The 20,435-nt window shown below is 62.0% G+C and carries 18 protein-coding genes and 1 pseudogene; 15 read left to right on the top strand and 4 right to left on the bottom strand.

The annotated features are described in order from the left end of the window. Nucleotides 1-189: 189 nt before the first annotated feature. Nucleotides 190-498, bottom strand: coding sequence for a GIY-YIG nuclease family protein (locus tag ILT44_RS19470; protein WP_204241279.1), 309 nt, complete (start codon nt 496-498; stop codon nt 190-192). Nucleotides 499-670: 172 nt separating this feature from the next. Here ILT44_RS19470 and ILT44_RS19475 point away from each other — a divergent pair, with 172 nt between their 5' ends. Both ILT44_RS19475 and ILT44_RS19480 read left to right on the top strand, forming a co-directional pair. Beyond that, a complete protein-coding gene (locus ILT44_RS19475) occupies nt 671-1,327 on the top strand; it encodes a DUF2239 family protein (RefSeq protein WP_204241280.1) in 657 nt (218 codons plus the stop codon). Between the two features lie 4 nt (nt 1,328-1,331). Further along, nucleotides 1,332-2,228: an alpha/beta fold hydrolase gene (locus ILT44_RS19480; protein WP_204241281.1), complete on the top strand. Its 897-nt coding sequence runs from the start codon at nt 1,332-1,334 to the stop codon at nt 2,226-2,228. Nucleotides 2,229-2,534: 306 nt separating this feature from the next. On the opposite strand, the gene ILT44_RS19485 is transcribed toward ILT44_RS19480, so the two are convergent. Further along, entirely contained in the window at nt 2,535-3,461 is a 927-nt protein-coding gene (locus ILT44_RS19485) for an NmrA family NAD(P)-binding protein (RefSeq protein WP_204241282.1), read from the bottom strand. Between the two features lie 132 nt (nt 3,462-3,593). On the opposite strand from ILT44_RS19485, the gene ILT44_RS19490 reads away from it, so the two are divergent. The 3 genes from ILT44_RS19490 (at nt 3,594) to ILT44_RS19500 (ending at nt 7,510) form a co-directional block, all read left to right on the top strand. Next, nucleotides 3,594-4,220: a TetR/AcrR family transcriptional regulator gene (locus ILT44_RS19490; protein ID WP_204241283.1), complete on the top strand. Its 627-nt coding sequence runs from the start codon at nt 3,594-3,596 to the stop codon at nt 4,218-4,220. An 869-nt stretch (nt 4,221-5,089) separates the two neighbouring features. After that, nucleotides 5,090-6,184, top strand: a complete 1,095-nt coding sequence (locus tag ILT44_RS19495; RefSeq protein WP_204241284.1) for a phosphotransferase — start codon at nt 5,090-5,092, stop codon at nt 6,182-6,184. 3 nt (nt 6,185-6,187) lie between these two features. Next, nucleotides 6,188-7,510: an aspartate aminotransferase family protein gene (locus ILT44_RS19500; RefSeq protein WP_204241285.1), complete on the top strand. Its 1,323-nt coding sequence runs from the start codon at nt 6,188-6,190 to the stop codon at nt 7,508-7,510. A 156-nt stretch (nt 7,511-7,666) separates the two neighbouring features. Here ILT44_RS19500 and hisD read toward each other — a convergent pair whose 3' ends face one another. After that, nucleotides 7,667-8,974, bottom strand: a complete 1,308-nt coding sequence (gene hisD, locus ILT44_RS19505) for a histidinol dehydrogenase (RefSeq protein ID WP_204241286.1) — start codon at nt 8,972-8,974, stop codon at nt 7,667-7,669. Between the two features lie 179 nt (nt 8,975-9,153). Between hisD and ILT44_RS19510 the strand changes: the two genes are divergently transcribed. From ILT44_RS19510 to ILT44_RS19530, 5 genes are all read left to right on the top strand, one after another. After that, entirely contained in the window at nt 9,154-9,702 is a 549-nt protein-coding gene (locus tag ILT44_RS19510; RefSeq protein ID WP_204241287.1) for a cupin domain-containing protein, read from the top strand. A gap of 131 nt (nt 9,703-9,833) precedes the next feature. Continuing rightward, nucleotides 9,834-10,886, top strand: coding sequence for an ABC transporter substrate-binding protein (locus ILT44_RS19515; RefSeq protein WP_204241288.1), 1,053 nt, complete (start codon nt 9,834-9,836; stop codon nt 10,884-10,886). 228 nt (nt 10,887-11,114) lie between these two features. Next, the gene (locus ILT44_RS19520; protein WP_204241289.1) at nt 11,115-12,179 is read left to right on the top strand and encodes an ABC transporter ATP-binding protein; all 1,065 of its coding nucleotides are present in this window, start codon (nt 11,115-11,117) and stop codon (nt 12,177-12,179) included. After that, nucleotides 12,176-13,363 (top strand): ABC transporter permease, encoded by a 1,188-nt coding sequence (locus ILT44_RS19525; protein WP_204241290.1) that lies wholly within the window; start codon nt 12,176-12,178, stop codon nt 13,361-13,363. Before ILT44_RS19520 ends, ILT44_RS19525 begins: the two co-directional genes overlap by 4 nt. A 58-nt stretch (nt 13,364-13,421) precedes the next feature. Next, nucleotides 13,422-14,162 (top strand): ABC transporter permease, encoded by a 741-nt coding sequence (locus tag ILT44_RS19530; protein WP_239468391.1) that lies wholly within the window; start codon nt 13,422-13,424, stop codon nt 14,160-14,162. Nucleotides 14,163-14,297: 135 nt separating this feature from the next. Here the strand turns inward: ILT44_RS19530 and gabT are convergent, their stop codons facing one another. Then, nucleotides 14,298-15,590: a 4-aminobutyrate--2-oxoglutarate transaminase gene (gene gabT, locus ILT44_RS19535; RefSeq protein ID WP_204241292.1), complete on the bottom strand. Its 1,293-nt coding sequence runs from the start codon at nt 15,588-15,590 to the stop codon at nt 14,298-14,300. A 105-nt stretch (nt 15,591-15,695) separates the two neighbouring features. Between gabT and ILT44_RS19540 the strand changes: the two genes are divergently transcribed. The 5 genes and pseudogenes from ILT44_RS19540 to ILT44_RS19560 all read left to right on the top strand — a co-directional run bounded on the left by ILT44_RS19540 (nt 15,696) and on the right by ILT44_RS19560 (nt 20,433). Continuing rightward, nucleotides 15,696-16,271 (top strand): cupin domain-containing protein, encoded by a 576-nt coding sequence (locus ILT44_RS19540; protein ID WP_204241293.1) that lies wholly within the window; start codon nt 15,696-15,698, stop codon nt 16,269-16,271. Nucleotides 16,272-16,337: 66 nt separating this feature from the next. Continuing rightward, a pseudogene (locus ILT44_RS19545) lies at nt 16,338-17,068 on the top strand (IS110 family RNA-guided transposase); the annotation flags it as partial. A gap of 186 nt (nt 17,069-17,254) precedes the next feature. Continuing rightward, a complete protein-coding gene (locus ILT44_RS19550) occupies nt 17,255-18,172 on the top strand; it encodes a LysR family transcriptional regulator (protein ID WP_204241294.1) in 918 nt (305 codons plus the stop codon). 148 nt (nt 18,173-18,320) lie between these two features. Further along, the gene (locus tag ILT44_RS19555; protein WP_204241295.1) at nt 18,321-19,373 is read left to right on the top strand and encodes an FAS1-like dehydratase domain-containing protein; all 1,053 of its coding nucleotides are present in this window, start codon (nt 18,321-18,323) and stop codon (nt 19,371-19,373) included. 10 nt (nt 19,374-19,383) lie between these two features. Next, nucleotides 19,384-20,433: an adenosine deaminase gene (locus ILT44_RS19560; protein ID WP_204241296.1), complete on the top strand. Its 1,050-nt coding sequence runs from the start codon at nt 19,384-19,386 to the stop codon at nt 20,431-20,433. Nucleotides 20,434-20,435 lie beyond the last annotated feature (2 nt).

The raw sequence follows: 20,435 nt of genomic DNA on the forward strand, positions 1-20,435 counted from the left end.
GGAAGTAGACCCAAAGTCTGCTCTCGCGAGGAACACCGGACGTTCCTGGAGGTCAGGGGATCGGCAGAGGATGACCCGTAGCGGTCCTTCGAAGCGACGAAGCACGGATCTTTCTCGTGATGTTACTCACCTATGCTGGATCGGATGAGGAGCGCACGCATCACAGACGCGAATTGGAGCTCTTTCCCTTCACATTGGGTTCGCCTTCAATTTTTCCCGCCAGTGGGCTGCCAGATCCTTCAGATCCGAGTCACGCGTGTAGGATGTTGGTTCATCCTCGAGCTTCTCCAGGATTTCGAAGCTGAATTGTGACTCGCCGTGGCGACACCAGGCTTCAATCAACTCCTTCCTGGGGTGAGTGCCGTGTCGAAGCGTGAACCATAGACGGGTTTGGATGGTCTCGATGTTGGGCCAATGTCCGACCCAGGTCTCACCGGAAGCCGCGCAGCGAACCGCGTAGACCCCACCGACGGCCTTGCGTTCCTTGTAGGCTGCCACTGCCGCCCTGCGTGCCTCGTTCCTCATCCCGTCACCCCTTCCAACCGGTTGCGAGACGACCGCATAGCGCCTCGTTGTCCACACGGACGCCTTGCATGAATAGTACCCGGAGAATATTGACGCAACGTTTTTTGTCCGGGTAATAAATGACCGCGAACCTGTGGTGCTGAACGTGTCCGACCTCCTTTCCAAACCCTGCACGGCCTTTGACGGTCATTACTTGCTCCTCTCCGGCCCGCTTGTCGAAGTGGCTCTCGCGGTCAAAGCGGCCACTGAAAACGGCTCATCGCACGCGATCCTCGTGTTCGACGACGCCACCGGCCGCGTCATCGATCTGGACCTGCGTGGGTCCAAGGTCGACGTCGTCGAGAGATTGTCTCAGCCTCCTCGGTCGCCTGTCGGGCGCCACCGCCCCAGTGCGGATGAGACGTCCGAACCTGCGCAAGACGAGAGTTCCGGACCAAGGGGCCGAGGGCGCCCGAAACTGGGGGTCGTTGCGCGCGAGGTGACGTTGCTGCCGCGACACTGGGAATGGTTGGCCACCCAACCGGGTGGCGCATCCGCCGTCCTGAGACGGCTGGTGGACGACGCCCGACGAAACGGCGGGGCACGGCAGCAAAAACGTGTCGCTCAGGAGGCCGCCTATCAGTTCATGCTGGCGATCGCGGGCGATCTGCCCGGCTATGAGGAGGCCACGCGCTCGCTCTTCGCGGATGATCGCGCCAAGCTGGAGCAATGGATCGCGGATTGGCCGCACGACGTGCAGTCGCACGTCCTGCGCCTGGCGTCTGGTCCGCAGGATCACCCAACCTCACCCCGGGCGGAATAGCATCATGGCCATCGTGAAAGGCAATGGGATCGACCTGGCCTATGACAGCTTCGGCGACGGGGCCGACGCGATTCTGCTGGTCGCAGGGTTGGGTACGCAAATGATCCGGTGGACGGTCCCGTTCTGCGAGGCGCTGGCGGCGCGCGGCTACCGCGTGATCCGTTTCGATAACCGGGACAGTGGATGTTCGACCCACTTCCACCACTGCGCCCCGCCGGATTTCCATGCGCTGGCGGCAGCGCTGATGGCCGGACAGCGACCCGACGTTCCCTACACGCTCCAGGACATGGCCGCAGACGCCATCGGCTTGCTCGACGCCCTCGTCATTGACAGGGCACATATCGTTGGGCGCTCGATGGGCGGGATGATCGCCCAGATCATGGCGAGCGAGCATCCCGAGCGGGTGCTGTCGCTGACCTCGATCATGTCGAGCACGGGCAATCCCATGCTGCCGCAGGCGGCCCCCGATGTCATGGCGATGATGACGCGCCCGGCGCCGGATCCCGTCTCGGACGAAGCCGGCTTCATCGCGCACAGGCTTGCCTTCGCACGCCGCATCGCCGGCAACGGCCAAGGGTTCGACGAGGGGGCCCATCGCCTCCTCATCCTGGAGGAGACCCGGCGCGCTTATGATCCTGGCGGCTCCGCACGGCAGATCGCCGCGATGGCCGTGACCGGTGATCGTCGCTCACGTCTGGCGACGGTCACCGCGCCGACGCTCGTCATTCATGGGGCCGATGATCCGCTCATCCTTCCGGCTTGTGGCAGGGACACCGCAGCGTCCATCCCGAACGCAGACCTCATGCTGATCAACGGCATGGGGCATGATGTGCCGCCTGCGCTGGATCGCACCGTCATCGAGGCCATTGACCGGACAGCGAGGCGGTCATCAAGGCGCTGAAGCGACGCTCCAAGCGCTCAAAGGCCCAATCTCCGCTTCCGCTCCAGCCACCACGACACCACTTACGTTTTGCGTAGGCGGTGTCGCAAAGCTTACGACGCCCGTGAGCAAAGGACTGCAACTGGCACACCTGAGACGCTACGCCGAGGGCAGCAATCCTCACAAAACCTGACATTCCGAAAAGTGAATGGACTTCACTGCCTGACACTCGCAGGTCAGGTCCGGTCTACCCGCTCCCCAAAGCGGACACACCGGACCTGACCTGCGAGTGTCAGTTAAGACTGCGAGGTGCGGGTGCGCGAGCGCTTAGCCGATGACGAACTTATCACGGTTCTGCGCGATGAACTCGTCAATCGTGGTCAGCGGCAAGCCCCACCTGCGAACGGCATTGAGGTCGACCTTATAGCCCTCGACGTTGTTCCATGACTCGTGCTTAAAGCCAATCTCACCATAGGGTTTTGCGAGAGCCTCGGCTTCTGACAAGGTGACAGCCGAAACCGACTTCCCAGTGGCCTTGGTTATCTTGGCTGCAATCTCGGGCAAAGTGGCGGAGTCTGCGGCGAGGTCGATCTCATGACCATGGAAACGCTTCGGATCGGCGAAGGCAGCCGCCGCGAACGCGCCAATGTTGTCCGCCGCGATCCAATCGATGCTGGTGTCTGCTTCGATTGCAGTCTCGAACTGACCACGTTCGCGGAGCGAAGGCCACATGGACTCCACCATCGGGGGCACGAGGTTCTCCATGATCATGGCGGGCTTCAGGATCACCCAGTGACGGAAGCCCTGCGTCGTGACCATGTCGATCACGAGCGCCTTGTTGTTCCAGTAGAGCGGTTCCCAGCGCCCCTCGTCCCAGCCGACGAAATTCTTCTGATCGCCCGCGCGGGCAACGGAGGTGTGGACGACCGTGTCGACCCCTGCGGGGCCGGCAGCCTCGATCAACGCCCTGCCGGTTACGATCTCGGTATCCGGGTCACCGGGATGCGATCCCATCTGCATCGAGAAAACGCCGTCTACCCCGGCCAATGCCGCATCGAGGCTGGCGGAATCATTGAAGTCGCCCTTCACGACCTCCACGCCCTGCGCCGCGAGCGCTTGTCCCGCGGCCGAAGCGGGATCGCGCGTCAGAGCGCGCACGGGGCGGCCTGCTTGCAGCAGCGCGCGGACGACAGCACCACCTTGTTTGCCGGTGGCGCCTGTGACGAGGATAGGGCGGATAATTGGGGTCGGCATGGGAAGCCTCTCGTAGAGTGTACGCGCTCTCGGCGCCGGGGAAGTTCTGCCCCCCACATAAGGCTGGCTGATACGAAACGCAAGAGTTTCGGTAATGTTGAGTTTCGGAATATTTGAACCTATATGGATGCTATGAACGACCAAGCTAATCGACATCAGCGTCGTCTGCCGCCGGCGGTACGGGGGCGCGCACAAGACAGAAGCCGCGACGATCTCATCATCGGCGCAGCGCTCGAACTCCTTGCTGAAAAGGGCTATCACGGTCTGACGATGACCGATGTGGCGGCGCGCGCGGGGGTATCGAAGGCGACGCTTTATCGGCGTTGGACGGCGAAAGCGGATCTTGTGGCCGATGCCGTTGCCACGCTGAATGCAATGGAACCGCCTCTATATCCCGGCACATCGCTGCGAGACGATCTTCTCGCGTTGATGGAGCAGGCCGGCAACTGCGACGACCGTCCCGAGATCGTAACCGCGACGATGGAGATGGCGCGGTTGCACCCGGACCTTTATCGAACCCTGGCCGAGCGCTTCGGCACGTTCGTTCGGGCAGAACTAGACAAGCTCGCAAGGAGAGCGGCTGATGCGGGACACGTGCCTTTGTCGGAGGTTGAGCTCGACGTCTTGAGTGATACGGTCGTCGCGCTGCTGGCCCATTATGCCGGACCGGCTGGTGCATCGGTCCCGCGCGAGCGTCTGATCAGGCTGGTCGACCACGTGCTGATGGTCCTGATGACGGGGGCACGTGCCGCGGAATAGGCGATCCCACTCCCGCGCGGCAGCTTTTCGAGTTCCTTACCTTCGAGCTGCCGGTCCGCAACCCACGAAACCCGGTCATTCCCGAAACAGCATCCTTTTCGGGACGGCGGCTAGCCGATCAGATAGGGTTCGCGCGCATCTGGTCTCTTTCACAAACGGCCTTTCGCGAAATCATGCGAAAACCAGGAAGGTCGGGTCATGGCACACCTAAGACCTAAGCTCGAAGGCAGCAATCCTCACGTAACCAGACCTTCCGAAAGGTGTATGGACTTCACTGCCTGACCCAGAGCTGCCCTTCGTCAGTAAAGTTTCTGGTCACGACCCGTTATCCCGAGCATCCGCGGCCCTTCGGTGCATCCATGGAGCAGGAGCGTTGCACCTCGCGACTGAGCGGGACCATTATTCCGGCTCGCTGCTCCCGCTCGTATACGCCTGAGGGCACCTGGAAAAATAGGGTCCCGAGAGGTGTCGGCACAGTTGGCCGCTTCTGGCAGAACGGCGTTACCGGTGGAAGTTTGGGCCGCGGGAGACTGGACCATGAGCGATGCCGAGACTGAAGCGGTGGTGAACTCTGTCTGAGCGCAGGCAACGCCGCTCGGAGTGGTCGACGGCTTTCAGTAACCTCCGTAGCGTCACTCGCGCAGGCCGCAGTCGCGGCTCTCGACCGACATCGGCCTGCCTGACCGATCAGGAACTGCCTCAGCCGGCCTACATAGTAGCGGGATTGCCGGGCTTGAGACACTTCAGCCACGAGGGCTGAGGAGGAACGCTGATCTATCGGCGGAAAATGGCTGACAAATTGCCGTGGGCGGCTATTGTCCGGTCGGGGCCTCCGCCATGCGGAGCCGCCCGCATGTCCCAGAGCCTGAATGACCGCAGGCCGTTCCGGCGAGGTAAGCCTGATCATGTCGACGACGTCGCAAGCGAGCATCAACGCAGTGCTCGAAACCGCCGTGCCCGTGGCTGAGGTCGAGGAAGTGAGGGCGATTGCGCTTCGGCATTTCGGTATTCGCGGCGAGCCGACCCGGCTGCCGGGCGAGCGGGATAGCAACTTCCACATCAGGACGGAGGATGGTGATCACTTCCTCCTGAGGATCAGCAATCCTGTCGAAGACCGTCAGGTGACGGATTTCCAGACCAAGCTCCTGCTGCACATCGAGCAGACCGATCCGGGGCTGCCCGTGCCGCGCATTGTCCGATCCGTCGAAGGCAGGCCCGAAATCATCCTCACGCTTCCGGGGCAACCGCCGAGCGTCGGGCGCCTCTATACGTTTCTCCAGGGCGAGCCCCTGTACAAGACGCCGCCCAGCTGGCGCCAGCGGCGGAACATAGGCGGAGTGCTCGCCCGGATCGATCTCGCCATACGGGAATTCCAGCATCCGGGTTCCAACCATGAGCTGATGTGGGACATGAAGCATGCCCACCGTCTGCGTCCCCTGCTGGTGCATGTCGAGGATCGGCGACGGCGTGCTCTGGTGGAGCGGTTTCTCGACAGATTCGAGCAATTCGTGCTGCCCGCCATGCCGAACCTGCGCACGCAGGTCATCCACAACGACCTGAACCCGCATAACGTGCTCGTGGCGGAACGCGATCATGACCATGTGACCGGCGTAATCGACTTCGGCGATGCGGTGCTGGCCCCTCTGGTGAACGATCCCGCGGTCGCCGCGGCCTATCGGAATGCGGATGCCGGGCATCCGCTTGAAACGATCTCCGAGTTCATTGCCGGATACCATGCCGTCCTTCCGCTCTACGACGCCGAGTTCGAGATCTTGTTCGACCTCGTGGCGACCCGCATGATACTGACGGTGCTGATCACCAGCTGGCGCGCCGCCATCCAGCCGGAGAACCGCGAATACATCCTGCGCAACGCGCCGTCAGCCTGGGCCGGGTTGGAGCGGTTCGCCGCCTTGGACCGCGCGGAAGCGCACGCCTATCTTCGTCGAAACAGCCGCTCGGAGTGACCGATGTCCATGATCAACGCCTATGATCCTGCCAAGGCGGCCGATGTGGCCGTACGCGAGCAGGAGATGATCGCCCATCGCCAGCGCCTGCTCGGGCCAGCCTACCGGCTGTTCTATGCCAATCCAGTCCATGTGGTGCGCGGGGAGGGCGTGTGGCTCTATGATCCCGATGGTCGGGCTTATCTCGACGTCTACAACAACGTGGCGTCCGTCGGCCATTGCCACCCGCATGTCGTGGCCGCGCTGTCCAGGCAGGCGTCCATCCTCAACACGCATACCCGCTACCTCCACGACATGGTTCTCGACTATGCCGAGAAGCTTCTCGGCTATTTCCCCATCGAGAACCCGCAGGTGATGTTCACTTGCACCGGCAGCGAGGCGAACGATCTGGCCTTGCGGGTGGCGAAAACTCACACAGGCGGCACCGGGGTCATCATCACCGACTTCGCCTATCACGGGGTCACGAGCGTCATCGCCGAGATTTCGCCCTCGCTCGGCGCCGGGATGCGCTTGGGCGATCACGTGCGCGCCGTGCCTGCGCCGGACCATTATAGGTCGAACGGGCAGGATGTGGGCGCGGCCTTTGCGCAGCATGTTCGCGCCGCGATCGACGACATGAGGGCTCATGGCATCAAGCCCGCCGCGCTGATCGTCGACACGATCTTCTCGAGCGACGGCGTGTTCTCGGATCCGGCAGGCTTCCTGACGCCGGCGGTCGAGGAGATCCGCAAAGCCGGCGGGATTTTCATCGCGGACGAGGTCCAGCCCGGCTTCGGCCGCACAGGCGACGCCATGTGGGGGTTCCAGCGCCATGGGGTCGTGCCCGATATCGTGACCCTCGGAAAGCCCATGGGCAACGGTCATCCCGTGGCCGGCATGGTGGCGAAGCCCGCAATTCTAGACGAGTTCGGGAAGCGCGTGCGCTATTTCAACACCTTCGGCGGCAACCCCGTCTCCTCGGCCGTCGGAATCGCCGTGCTGGAGGTCATCGAACAGGAGGGACTGGTGGAGAATGCCCGCAGCGTGGGGGCCTATCTCCGGCAGGGCCTTCAGGACTTGGCGAACCGCCACCCGATCATCGGCGATGTGCGCGGGGCCGGTCTGTTCGTCGGTGTGGAATTGGTGCGGGACTGTGCCACAAAGGAGCCCGCCATGCAGGAGACCGCGGCCTTGGTGAACGGCCTACGCGAACGGCGGGTGCTCATCAGCGCGACGGGACGTGCCGCCAATGGCCTGAAGATCCGCCCGCCGCTGGTCTTCTCGAAGGCGAACGCTGACCATTTCCTCTCCGCCATGGAGCAGACACTCGAGCAAATGGCACTCTGACGGAATCGGATGTTTGCTCAATCTCTGTAATAAAGCATCGTGCTTCGCGAAGAACCGGTTCCCACCGCTTCGCACGATGTTGTAGCAGGCAGATAAACGATCGGCGACAGGCGCTGCCGCCGATCGCCGATTGTTCGGCATCTGCCGGTTGCGGGATCAGACTGGTCCGTTCTTCAGGAGCTGTTCTCGGCTCAGGCGGAAGGCAGCCGCGCGGCGGTGCCCTTCGAGGCCTTCGCTCTCGCTCTGGCGGCAGGCAGGCGGCGCAACGGCCGCGACGCCGCACTCGTCGAGCCATTGGTGGGTGCAAACCTTCACGTAGGAGCCAACCCAGAGGCCGCCCGTGTAGCGGCCGGCGCCCATGGTCGGCAGCGTGTGGTTGGTGCCGCAGCATTTGTCCGAATAAACCACACTGGAGAGTGGCCCGATGAACAGCGAGCCGTAGTTGCGCAGTTTTTTGGCGGTCGCATGCGGATCGCGCGTGTGCACCTGCAGGTGCTCGGCCGCAATAAAGTCCGAATAGGCGATCATCGCGTCCTCGTCGGCGCAGACGGCGATCTCGCCGTAGTCGCGCCAGGCGGGGCCGGCAACATTCGCGGTGGAAAGGTTCTGAAGCTGGCGCTCGACTTCCGCAAGAGTGGCCTCGGCCAGTTCCCGGCTCGTGGTGATGAGGCCCACGCGGGTGCGGATGTCGTGCTCGGCCTGCGCCAGAAGGTCCACGGCGATCATTTCCGGATCACCTGTCTCGTCGGCCACCACGAAGATTTCGCTCGGGCCGGCGAGCTGGTCAATGCCTACAGGGCCGAACACCTGGCGCTTCGCCTCGTTGACGAAGGCGTTGCCGGGGCCGACGATCTTGTCGACGGCCGGCACCGTCTCCGTGCCATTGGCCATCGCGGCAATCGCCTGCGCACCGCCGATACGGAAGATGCGGTCGGCGCCCGAGAGATGGCAGCCGGCGATCATGGCCGGGTGGGCCGTCGGTGGAAGGCAGGCGATGACCTCTTCGCAGCCAGCGACTTTGGCAGGCACGATCGTCATGATCGGGGCGGACAGGAGGGGATAACGCCCGCCAGGCACGTAGGCGCCGACGGTTTTGATCGGGATCACGCGGTGCCCCAGATTGAGGCCGGGCAGGGCTTCGATCTCGAGGGGCAGGATGGTGCCGAGCTGCGCCTGTGCAAAGGCGCGGACGCGCTCGATGGCGAACTCCGTGTCCTGCCGGGTCTGCGGATCGAGGTTGCGCACGGCCTCGGCGCACTCCTCCTCGGTGACTTCGAAAGCGGCCACATCCACCTTGTCGAACGCGTTGCCGTATTCCCGCACGGCCGCGTCCCCCCGCGTCCTCACGGCGCCGATGATGTCACGAACGGTGGCTTCGATCTCGCGATTGTCTGTGTCGGCGTCGCGCTTCGGCGCTTTGATATGTGTGACCTTCTCGGTCGAAGTCGACATCGATCGTAACATTGTTTGTTCCTTTTTTACGGGTCTCAACTCTCGATGATGTCGTGGAGCTTCTCAATTAGCCTCGACCCTCTTGTTCATTATTCTAACCATGCCTAAGATGGTGAAAATGCAGCCTGTGACCACGCCGGACTCTCATCGGGTTTGGACGGGCGAGGCCCTCAGATGAGGAAGAGGTGGGCATGCCGAAGATCGGGACCCGGCTCAGAGAGCTTCGCCGCCGGCGGAACCTTGGAGTCCGTGAGGTGGCCTTGAGATCCGGCATCTCACATTCCTCGATCTCCCTCATCGAGCGGGACCGCATGAGCCCATCGGTCGATACGCTCAGCGCCATTCTGGATGCTCTTGGCACCACCCTGACAGGCTTCTTCTCGGACCTGAACTCCGCCGTGCGTCACTCGCCGTTCTACGGGGCCGATGAATGGGTCGAGATCGGCAAGGCGCAGACGATCTCGTACCGCATGTTGGGCATGAATCATCCCAACCGGCAGATCCTGATGCTGCATGAGACCTATGCGGTCGGAGCCGATACGGGAGAGCCGTTCTCCCATTCGGCGCAGGAAGCCGGAACGGTGCTGCACGGTGCCGTCGAGGTCACGGTGGGCGACGAATGCCGCGTGCTCAAGGCGGGAGATGGCTATTATTTCGACAGCCGCATGCCCCACCGCTTCCGGAACGTTGCCAACGAGCCAAGCACCGTTCTCAGCGCCGTCACACCACCAACCTACTAACCTTCAAGCTGACGGGGGCCAACCGGGTCGACGTTTAATATTTTCACCGCGACGGAGCCAAGCCGCTTCCAACTTCGACCGCGGATGTGCTTGCCTGCCGGAGGCGCCAATAACCAGAGAGGGATCCAAACATGACACTCGCCAAGAAACTGACGTTCGCCGTCTGCCTCACGGCTCTCGTCGCAGGCGCGGCCGTCACATCGGCTCAGGCTCGCGATCTCACCGTCGTGTCCTGGGGCGGCAACTACCAGGACGCGCAGAAGAAGATCTATTTCGAGCCCTTCGCCAAGAAGACCGGCAAGCCCGTTCTCGACGAGAGCTGGGACGGGGGCATCGGCGTGATCGCGGCCAAGATCAAGGCCGGCGTGCCGAACTGGGACGTGGTGCAGGTCGAGTCCGAGGAACTCGCGCTCGGTTGCGCGGACGGCTATTACGAGAAGCTCGATTGGAGCAAACTCGGTGGCAAGGACGCCTACCTTCCGGCCGCCGTCAACGATTGCGGCGTGGGCGCCATCGTATGGTCGACCGCCCTCAGCTATGACGCGGACCGCCTGAAGGAAGCTCCGCAATCATGGGCCGACTTCTGGGACACCAAGAAGTTCCCCGGCAAGCGCGGCTTCCGCCGTGGCCCGAAATACGCGCTCGAGTTCGCCCTGATGGCCGACGGCGTGCCTCCCGCCGATGTCTACAAGGTGCTGAGTACGCCGGAAGGCATCGATCGCGCGTTCAAGAAGCTCGAGGAGTTGAAGCCGAACATCGTCTGGTGGGAATCGGGCGCTCAGCCGCTGCAGCTCCTGGCCTCCGGCGAGGTGGTCATGACCACCGCCTATAACGGCCGCATCTCGGGCATCAACAAGACCGAAGGCAAGAACTTCAAGGTCGTGTGGCCGGGCAGCCTCTATGCCATCGACAGCTGGGTGATCATGAAGGGCAGCCCGAACAAGGACGCCGCGATGGACTTCATCGCCTTCGTGAATGTTCCAGAAAACCAGGTGAAGCTGCCGGAATATATCGCCTACGGCCTTCCGAACAAAGCGGCTGCAGCCGCCGTGCCGACAAACCTGCAGAAGGATCTGCCGACCGCGCCTGAGAACCTGGCTGGCTCGGTGCCGCTCGATGCCGACTTCTGGATCGACAACATCGAGGAGCTCAACAAACGCTTCAACGCTTGGCTCGCAAAGTAACGGCGAACCAATCCATGCAGGCAGGAGCGGACGACATGCGAGTTTCAGCGACTCGATGCATCACTCCGCTCCTGGCGCGTCCAATCCGCCATCAAGTCGAGGCGCGGGCGAAAGCCCGCGCCTCTTCTGCGCAGAGACGGCCTTTGCCATTTTGGCCGAGCCGAGACCACAGGATGCAGCACCCGCCAAGGTTTCACCTGCGGCAAACACGATCCAGAGCATAGCGAAATGCGACCTTTCATTCAGTTCGAGTCGGTCTCGAAAGCCTTCGGCAGTCTCACCGTGGTGAACGCGCTCGATCTCGCCATCAAAAAGGGCGAGTTCGTCAGTCTTCTGGGCCCATCCGGATCCGGCAAAACCACGATCCTGATGATGCTGGCGGGATTCGAACGACCGACACAGGGCGCAATCTATCTCGATGGAAAGCGCATCGATCACCTGCCGCCGTATCGCCGGCAGATGGGCGTCGTGTTCCAGAACTACGCCCTTTTCCCGCACATGACCGTCGCCGAGAACGTTGCCTTCCCGCTTCAAATGCAGCGCGTGCCGCGCGCCGAGATCACCCGGCGGGTCGAGCGCGCACTCGACATGGTGAAGCTCGAGCAGTTGAAGGACCGGCGGCCCTCGCAGCTCTCGGGTGGTCAGCAGCAGCGCATCGCGCTCACGCGCGCCCTCGTGTTCGAGCCGAGCGTGATCCTCATGGACGAACCTCTCGGCGCGCTCGACAAGCAGCTGCGCGAGCACATGCAGCTCGAGATCCGCGAGCTGCACAAGCGTCTCGGTCTCACCATTGTCTTCGTGACCCACGATCAGTCCGAGGCGCTCACGATGTCGGACCGCATCGCGGTGTTCAACGCTGGACGGATCGAGCAGATCGACAATCCTCAGGTGATCTACGACACGCCGCGCACACGCTTCGTGGCGGAGTTCATCGGCGAGACCAACCTGATTGAGGCCAAGATCGCGAGCATCGACAATCGCATCGCCCGCCTCTCCCTCGGCGCCGGCCTCAGCGCGCACGCGCATGCTGCGGATGGCCTCTCGGCCGGGCAGACCGCATCCTTTTCGCTGCGTCCCGAGCGGATCCGTCTCGGGATGGCGCCGGAGGGGAGCAACGCGCTCGACATGACGATCACCGACTGCATCTATCACGGTGATCACATGCGGGTTCAACTCACCCGTGATGATTTCAGCTTGGTGGCGCGGTGCGAGCGGCTGGCAGGCAATTGGACTGTCGGCGCTCCCGTCGTCGCTTCGTTCGATCCCAGTGATTGCACGGTGCTCGCCCAATGAAAGCAGCCATCCTCCGCGAGCGCTCCGGTGCCCTGCTGCTGGTCTCGCCGGTGATCATCTTCTTGGCGGTCTTCTTCTTGTGGCCCCTTTGGACGATGGTCACCGCCGCCTTCGTCGACGACGCGGTCAGCAAGGTTCTGCCACGAACGGCGGCCAGCATCGTTTCCTGGAATGGCCAAGGTGTGCCCTCGGAAGCGGCCCACAAGGCCCTCGTGCAGGATCTCAAGGCCGCCTCGGACGAGCAGGCTCTGGGCGAGGCCGTGCGTCGGCTTAACAGCGCAGCATCGGGCTTCCGCACCCTACTCGGGCGGACGATCCCCGCGGTCAAAGCCGCGCCCGATCCCGCGCAGGTGGATCTTCTCGCGGTCGATCCGCGCTGGAACGACACCCGCTTCTGGGTAGCGCTCAAGGAGGCGATGCCGCCTTATACGGATCGCAACATCCTCGCCGCCGTCGACATGAAGCGCGACGCATCGGGCGGCATCGTGGCCGAGGCTGCCGATGCCTCGGCTCACCGCCTCATCATGCTGCGCACCCTTCTGGTCGCCGCCATGGTGACAATCGCGTGCGCGGTCATCGGGCTTCCCTACGCGATGCTTACAGCCTCGGTGACCGGGTGGAAGCGGTCGGCTCTCCTGCTCGCGGTGGTCCTGCCGCTCTGGACGTCGCTGCTCGTGCGCACAGCCGCCTGGTTCATCCTTCTGCAGAACGAGGGCCTCATCAACCGCGCGCTGCAGGCCATCGGGCTCATCGATTCTCCACTGCCACTAATCTTCAACCGGCTCGGCGTGGTGATCGCCATGACCCACGTGCTTCTGCCCTTCATGGTGCTGCCGATCTACAGCGTAATCCTTGGGATCCCGCGTAACCTCATGTCTGCTGCGCAGTCGATGGGGGCAGGGCCGGTTCGGGCCTTCTGGCGCGTGCTGCTGCCCCTGAGTCTGCCAGGCCTTCTCTCGGGCTCGCTCCTCGTCTTCATGGTCGCCATCGGTTATTATATCACCCCGGCGCTGCTCGGCGGAGCGAACGATCAGATGATCAGTTCCGTCATCGCGTTCTATGCAACCGGCACCGCAAATTGGGGGCTGGCAGGTGCTCTCGGCCTGATCCTGCTCGTGGTAACCACTGTGCTCTACGCCATCTACGGGCGCTTTTCGACGCCCCAACAAGTGCCAGGAGCTTGAGGCTGTGTTTCGGGCGCTTCAAACCACCTTCGGAATCGCGGTCGTCATCTTCCTGTTGATGCCGATCTTCGCCATCCTGCCGCTGGCGTTCACGTCCAGCGTGTTCCTCAACTACCCCATCCCCGCGTACTCCATGCGCTGGATGCACGAGCTCACCACGGCCGAAGTGTGGCGAACGTCCATCGTCAACAGCCTCATCATCGGCGGCGGCGCGACGGTCCTGGCGACCGTGCTCGGCACGCTGGCCTCCCTCGGGATGCGCAAAGGGGCACTGCCGATGGTTGGCCTGCTGCGCACCGTGTTCCTGCTCCCGATGGTGGTGCCGGCCGTCGTCCTCGGCGTCGGCATGCAGATCTTCCTCGTTCGGATCGGGCTTGCGAGCACCTATCTCGGCGTCATCGTTGCACATGCGGTTCTGTGCATTCCCTTCGTGATCGTCAGCGTCTCGGCAGCCCTACAGGGGATCGACCCCTCTATCGAGCGTGCGGCGAGCAGCCTGGGGGCCCGGCCGGTCACGGTGTTCCGGCGCGTGACCTTGCCGCTAGCCCTTCCGGGTGTGGTGTCGGGCGCGATCTTCGCCTTCGCAACCTCCCTCGACGAGGTCGTGCTGACCCTGTTCGTGGCGGGCCCGAACCAGAGGACGTTAGCGCGGCAAATGTTCTCCAGCATCCGTGAGAATATCAACCCGACGGTCGCCGCGGCGGCGCTTCTCCTCATCGTCGGTACGCTGTGCCTGGGTGGGCTTGGCGCGCTGCTGCGCTGGCGGCAGGGCCGCAAGACGGCGGCCGCGGTCGCATAGGAATCGGCTGCTCTCATCTTAAGAGGGAGCATCGGACCCAAAAGTGCAGACCCACTTTTGGGTCCGATGCTTTAGGTCGACCGCCCAAAAGGAAACCGCGCCGGCCTGTGAGACGGGCGAGGTTGGCGGGTTGCCTTACTGACGCTTGCCCACCACTTCGGTGAGGGCCGCCTCGAAGATGTCGAGTCCCTCGTCCACCTGCTCCATCGGGATGGTGAGCGGGGCGAGGAGACGCACGATGTTCGCATCGACGCCGCAGGAAAGAAGGATGAGCCCCTTTTCCTGCGCACTGCCGATGAGCGCAGAGACGATTTCGGCGTCGGGCTTGCGGCTGTCGCGGTCCTTCACGAACTCGACCGCCACCATGGCCCCGAGGTTGCGGGCGTCGCCTATGCACGAGAATGAGTTGCGGCGCGCCAGCTCCTCGAAACGGTTACGCATGCGCGTGCCGATCTCGGTGGCGCGGGCGCAAAGATCTTCGCTCTGGATCACGTCGAGCACCGCGTGCGCGGCCGCGAGGCCGATGGGGCTGCCGGCATAGGTGCCGCCGAGGCCGCCGGGATCGGCCGCATCCATGATCTCTGCGCGTCCGGTGACGGCCGAGAGCGGAAAGCCGCCGCCGAGGCCCTTCGCCATCGTGATCAGGTCTGGAACCACGTCGGCGTGCTGGATGGCGAACATCCGGCCTGTGCGGGCGATGCCGGTCTGGATCTCGTCGGCGATCAGGAGGATGCCATGTTCGTTGCAGATGGCTCGGAGCTCCTGGAGGAAGTCGAACGGCGCGATGTTGAAGCCGCCTTCGCCCTGCACCGGCTCGACGATAATGGCGGCGACGCGCGCAGGCTCCACGTCGTTCAGGAAGATCTGACGCAGACCCTCCAAAGCTTTGGCCGTGTCGATGCCGTGGGACTTCTTTGGAAATGGCGCATGATAGACTTCGGCCGGGAAGGGACCGAAGCCCTTCTTGTAGGGCGAGACCTTGCCGGTGAGCGCCATGGTCATCATGGTGCGGCCGTGGAACCCGCCGCCGAATGCGATGATGGCGGAGCGGCCAGTGAACCGGCGTGCGACCTTCACGGCGTTCTCCACCGCCTCGGCACCCGTGGTGACGAACATCGTCTTCTTGGCGAAGCCGCCCGGAGCGGCCGCGTTCAGGCGTTCGGCCAAGCGAATGTAGGTTTCGTAGGGCGCCACGTTGAAGCACGTATGAGTGAAAGCTTCCGTCTGCTCGGCCACCGCCGCCATCACGGCCGGGTGGCGGTGACCGGTGTTGAGCACCGCGATGCCAGCCGCAAAGTCGATGTAGCGCTTGCCTTCGATATCCCACAGCTCTGCGTTCTGCGCGCGGGCAGCATAGAGTGTTTTGGTCGAGATGCCTCTGGGCACGGCAGCCTTGTGACGGTCGGCAAGAGCCATTGTTGCGCTCATCGCGGATCTCCGATTATTCATGCGCTGGCAGGGAACCTATGCTACCACCCTTGCTCAAAATATTGAGCAGGGCAAGGGGAAACCGTCCGAGACCCGGGTGAGACAATGGACTTTGACGTTGGCGCAAGACTGAAGGAAATTCGCCTGGCAGCGGGGCTCTCTCAGAGGGAATTGGCCGAGCGCTCCGGAGTAACGCATGGCCTCATTTCCATGATCGAGCAGAACAAGAGCAGCCCGTCCATCGCCTCTCTACGCAAGATCTTGGGCGGGGTGTCCATGACGATGGCAGGGTTCTTCCACGAGGAGACGAGAGCACGCGACAAGGTTTTTTTTGGCGCCAATGAGCTGATCGACCTGACATCCCGCCTTTCCAGCCACACGGGACAGGACCACAGCCGGCTGAACTTCCGCCAAGTAGGCGATGCGCAGGCCCACGACCTGCAGATCCTCCATGAGCGCTATGAGCCTGGGGCTGATACCGGCACGACCATGCTTGAGCATAAATCGCGCGAAGGAGGCATCGTCATCGAAGGGGAACTCGAAGTTACAGTGGGCGACCAGGTTCAGGTGCTCCGCTCGGGCGACGCCTACCTTTTCGATAGCCGAATCCCGCACCGGTTCCGTAACCCTGGGACCAGTGACTGCATCGTGGTGAGCGCCTGCACCCCTCCCTACTTGTGATACTTGTAATGGGGCAGGGCGGCTCGAGGTGTCTAGAAATTTTTCCCAGGGGCCAATGGTGTGGCCCAGGTGCCGGGCTTCTTCACTGCACTGTCCCCTTGCCTGATCGGCATGGAAGCTTGTGCAACCGCTCATCACTGGGCCCGCACGCTCATGGCCTTCGGGCATGACGTCCGCCTGATCCCGCCAGCCTATATCAAACCCTATCTGCGCCGGCAGAAGAACGATGCCGCGGACACGGCTGCGATCTGTGAGGCCGTCACACAGCCATCGATGCGCTTCGTCCCGGTTAAGAGCCCGCAGCAGCAGAGCACCCTTATGCTGCACGGCGCCCACGATCTTCTGATCGGGCAGCGGACGGCCCTGATCAATGCCCTGCGGGGTCACTTTGCAGAACTGGGCATTGTCGTGGCGCAGGGCGCTCGCAACACGCGCCAGCTGATCGCTTATCTTCAGGACGAGACTAACCTGAATCTCCCCGCCACGGCCCGGGTCACACTCCGGCCTCTGGCGGCGATGCTGCTCGGGATTGAGGCGCAGATTGCCAAGCTCGACAAGGCCATTCTGGCGGCCCACCGCAGCGATCCAGTCAGCACGAGGCTCGCCACCATTCCCGGCATCGGCCCGATTGCGGCTTCCTGTCTCTCGGCCAGCATCCGGGATGCCAGCCTGTTCCAGGGCAGCCGGGAGTTTGCGACCTATCTCGGCCTTGTGCCGCGGCAGCATTCAATCGGCGGCAAGGCGCGGCTGGGCCCATCTCCAAGATGGGCAACCGGCACCTGCGCAAGCTGCTCGTCGGCGCGCAAACAGACGGTTTGCCGCATAACCCTCGCGTTTGATCCAGACCATATGCGCACCTCCGGTTCTCCGCATATATTTGCTCTAATCATGCTGTGTCTTCGATCAGAACCACCTTGCCCGAGGACGTCGGACATGTGCGATAGTAGATATTTCGGATCGACCAGAACACATCGGAGCCGTGCATGCCTGTCTTTTCTAGATTCGGGCGGTACATCGAAGAAGTTGCTCGCCGCGGTTCAATTCGCAGTGCTGCGGAATGGCTGAACATCGCACCATCCGCGATCAACCGGCAGATCATCATGGCCGAGGAAGAACTTGGCACGCGGCTCTTCGACCGACTGCCACAGGGCCTCCGGCTCACGCCGGCAGGCGAGCACTTGATCTACAATCTGCAGCGCTGGAAGCGCGAATTCGAGAATGTTCAGTCCGAGATTAACAACATCCAGGGTCTAGCCAGCGGCAAGATCACAATTGCCGCTGCCGAGGCTATTGCTGGAGATCTTCTGGCGGGCATCCTTGCTGATTTTCACGCCGACTGTCCTCACGTGGTGATCTCCATCCATGTCGTTGGCGGCGGCGGCGTGAGAGAGATGGTGCTTAGTGGGAATGCTGATCTCGGCTTGACTTTTATGTCGACCTCCTACCGAGTCATGCGCGTCGAGCATTCAGTTCGATTGGTCCCAGGCTTGGCGATATTACCGGACCATCCGCTGGCGGAAAGGGCAAGCATTAGTCTGTCAGACTGCCGCGACCTGCCTCTGATCCTTCCCGAAGAGGGGCTGCTCATCCGCAACAGCATCGATACAGCTCTAACCTTGGCTGGAATTGCTCTAAACCCAGTGGCGGCATGTAACAATTTTGCATTCATGAAAGCCATGGTTTTTAGGCGAATAGGTGTCGCTCTCTTAACCCGCGCCGAAATCCTTTCAGAGATCCGCAGCGGACAGCTTGTTTTCATTCCGCTGTCTGACAGCGAGATAAAACCGTCATCGCTATCTCTAGTAACTTTGTCACACCCATCCTCCGCGGCCATGCGCGTTGTAGGTACTATTGTCAGAGCAATGAACGACATGACCGAAAGAGACTGCTCTAATTTATAGAGCACGCTTTCCGAAAAATAATATTTGAAATGAAGAAAATTAGCGGTCTATCCTGTGATCATGACCAACTGGAACAAAAATTAGGTCGCACCGCCTCAAGCTCTAACAGAGAGTGGCGGTTCCAGCGAGCATGGAGAACCGTTGTCTCATGCAGGGAACATCACTCGATATTTCTGAATTCATGGCGTTTGTTGGCAAGGACGTGCCACAGCCAGAGCAATACAACTATGGTGTTACTCGCGACAGTATTCGCCACTTCGCCTATGCGGTCCCTGACATAAACGCGCTTTACCTTGAGGATGATTATGCGGCAACCACGCGCTGGCGCAGCATCATCGCACCGCCAGGTTATCTCTACGCACATGGCTCGCCCGCTTGGCTGAGCAAGTTCCCGGGGATCCGAGACGCCTTCGGCAATGAACTCACCAATGCCGACAACGCCACTGAGGAGTGGGAATTCCTCAAGCCGGTGCGTCCCGGCGACACGATCCTTTCCTATGGCAAGATCGAGGATGCGACGATCAAGAAATCGCGCAAGCTCGGCGATTGCGTGCTGGTCAAGGAAGGCATGCGCTTTACGAATCAGCGCGGTGAGATTGTTGCAAAGCTCAATTCCTACAGCTTCAGGTTCAAAGGCTCCGACGTTGCTTCCAATGGCGGTGTTGGCCAGTCCTATCCTCCGTTGCCGGAGGGCCAGTTCACGCGCAATGTCGCGACGCCGCCGCTTCTTCCCGGCACTCAGCCCACGCCCGTCAGGCGGTATGACGAGCTGCGCTTCTTCGAGGATGTGAATGAGGGCGATGAGCTCCCCCTGTGGGAATTCGGTCCAGTGATGGCTTTCGATATCGGTCGCTTCAATGCAGCCACGATTGGTACCGGCTATGACCGCATCGGCCGGACCGGACACATTCCGGATGCTTTCGCACCGGGCGTCCTGCGGATCCAATGGTTCGGGGCCATGCTGAGCCGCTGGGGCGGCCCGAACAGCTGGGTGACCAGGATCTCGCAGCGCAACGAAGAGTGGGTATTGGTCGGCTACAAAATCATTTGCGGTGCGCGCGTAACGCGCAAGCATATGGTCGATGGCCGTTGCCTTGTCGAATTAGATATCTGGTGCAACAGCGAACTTGGTTTCCGCACGAACAGTGGCACCGCCGAGATTGAGCTTGAGAGCCGGTCCGCTCCGGCACCGGCTCGATAGGGGAGGTTGGATGACCCTGTCCGGTGAGGCGTTGATCGCGCGGTTGCCCAAGGCCGAGTTGCACTTGCATATCGAGGGTTCGATTGAGCCCGAGATGGTGCTCGAATTTGCGGAGAGGAATGGGATCGACTTTCCCCACAAGTCAATCGAAGCTCTGCGCGCCACCTATGAATTCGACAATCTCGCCGGGTTTGGTGCGGTATACCGCAGCAATTCTCAGGTCTTGCGCACTGGACGTGATTTTCACGACATGACCTATGCCTACATGCGTCGGGTCCGGCGAGACGAAGTGATGCATGCGGAGGTGGCGTTCGCGCCGCAGGGAGCATCAAAGCGCGGCGTCGATCCGATCGAAGCGCTGGAAGCTGTGCTAGACGCGATGGAGCTTGCCAAGGCCGATTTCGGCATGACCGGCGGCGTGATCATAGGCTGTCAACGCAATTGGGGTAGCGACGAAGGTCTGGCGATGCTCCAGACGGTCAAGCCCTATCGCGACCGGATCATGGCGCTTGGACTTGCAAGCATGGAGGTCGGTTTCCCACCGCGCCTGTTCGAGCGCATGTTCGATGAGGCGCGTGACATGGGCTGGAAGACGACCGCACATGCCGGCGAAGAAGGGCCGCCGGAGTACATATGGGAGGCACTCAATATCCTGAAGGTTGATCGTATTGACCATGGCGTCCGCTGCGAGGAAGATCCCAACCTGATGGCTCGTCTGGCTGAAGAGCAGATTCCGCTCACAGTGTGTCCACTCTCCAATATCTGCCTGAAAGTGTTCTCGACATTGGCGCAACACAATGTCGCGCGGCTGCTGCGGTCAGGTCTGCTGGTCACAGTGAACTCCGACGATCCGCCTTACTTTGGCGGGTATGTCAATGCGGAATACGCCGAATGCCGAAAGGCGCTGGCTCTCACGGACGACGAGATCGTCCAGCTGGCGCGTAACAGCTTCATCGGCTCATTCCTGCCGAAGTCCGAGACATCAAAATACCTCGCCGCCATCGATCTGGTGCTCGCAGGACAGTTCGACGCCCATGCGACGGAGTGCTTACGACCCTAACT

Origin of the sequence: Microvirga arvi (genome assembly GCF_016892765.1) — a bacterium.
GTDB lineage: Bacteria > Pseudomonadota > Alphaproteobacteria > Rhizobiales > Beijerinckiaceae > Microvirga > Microvirga arvi.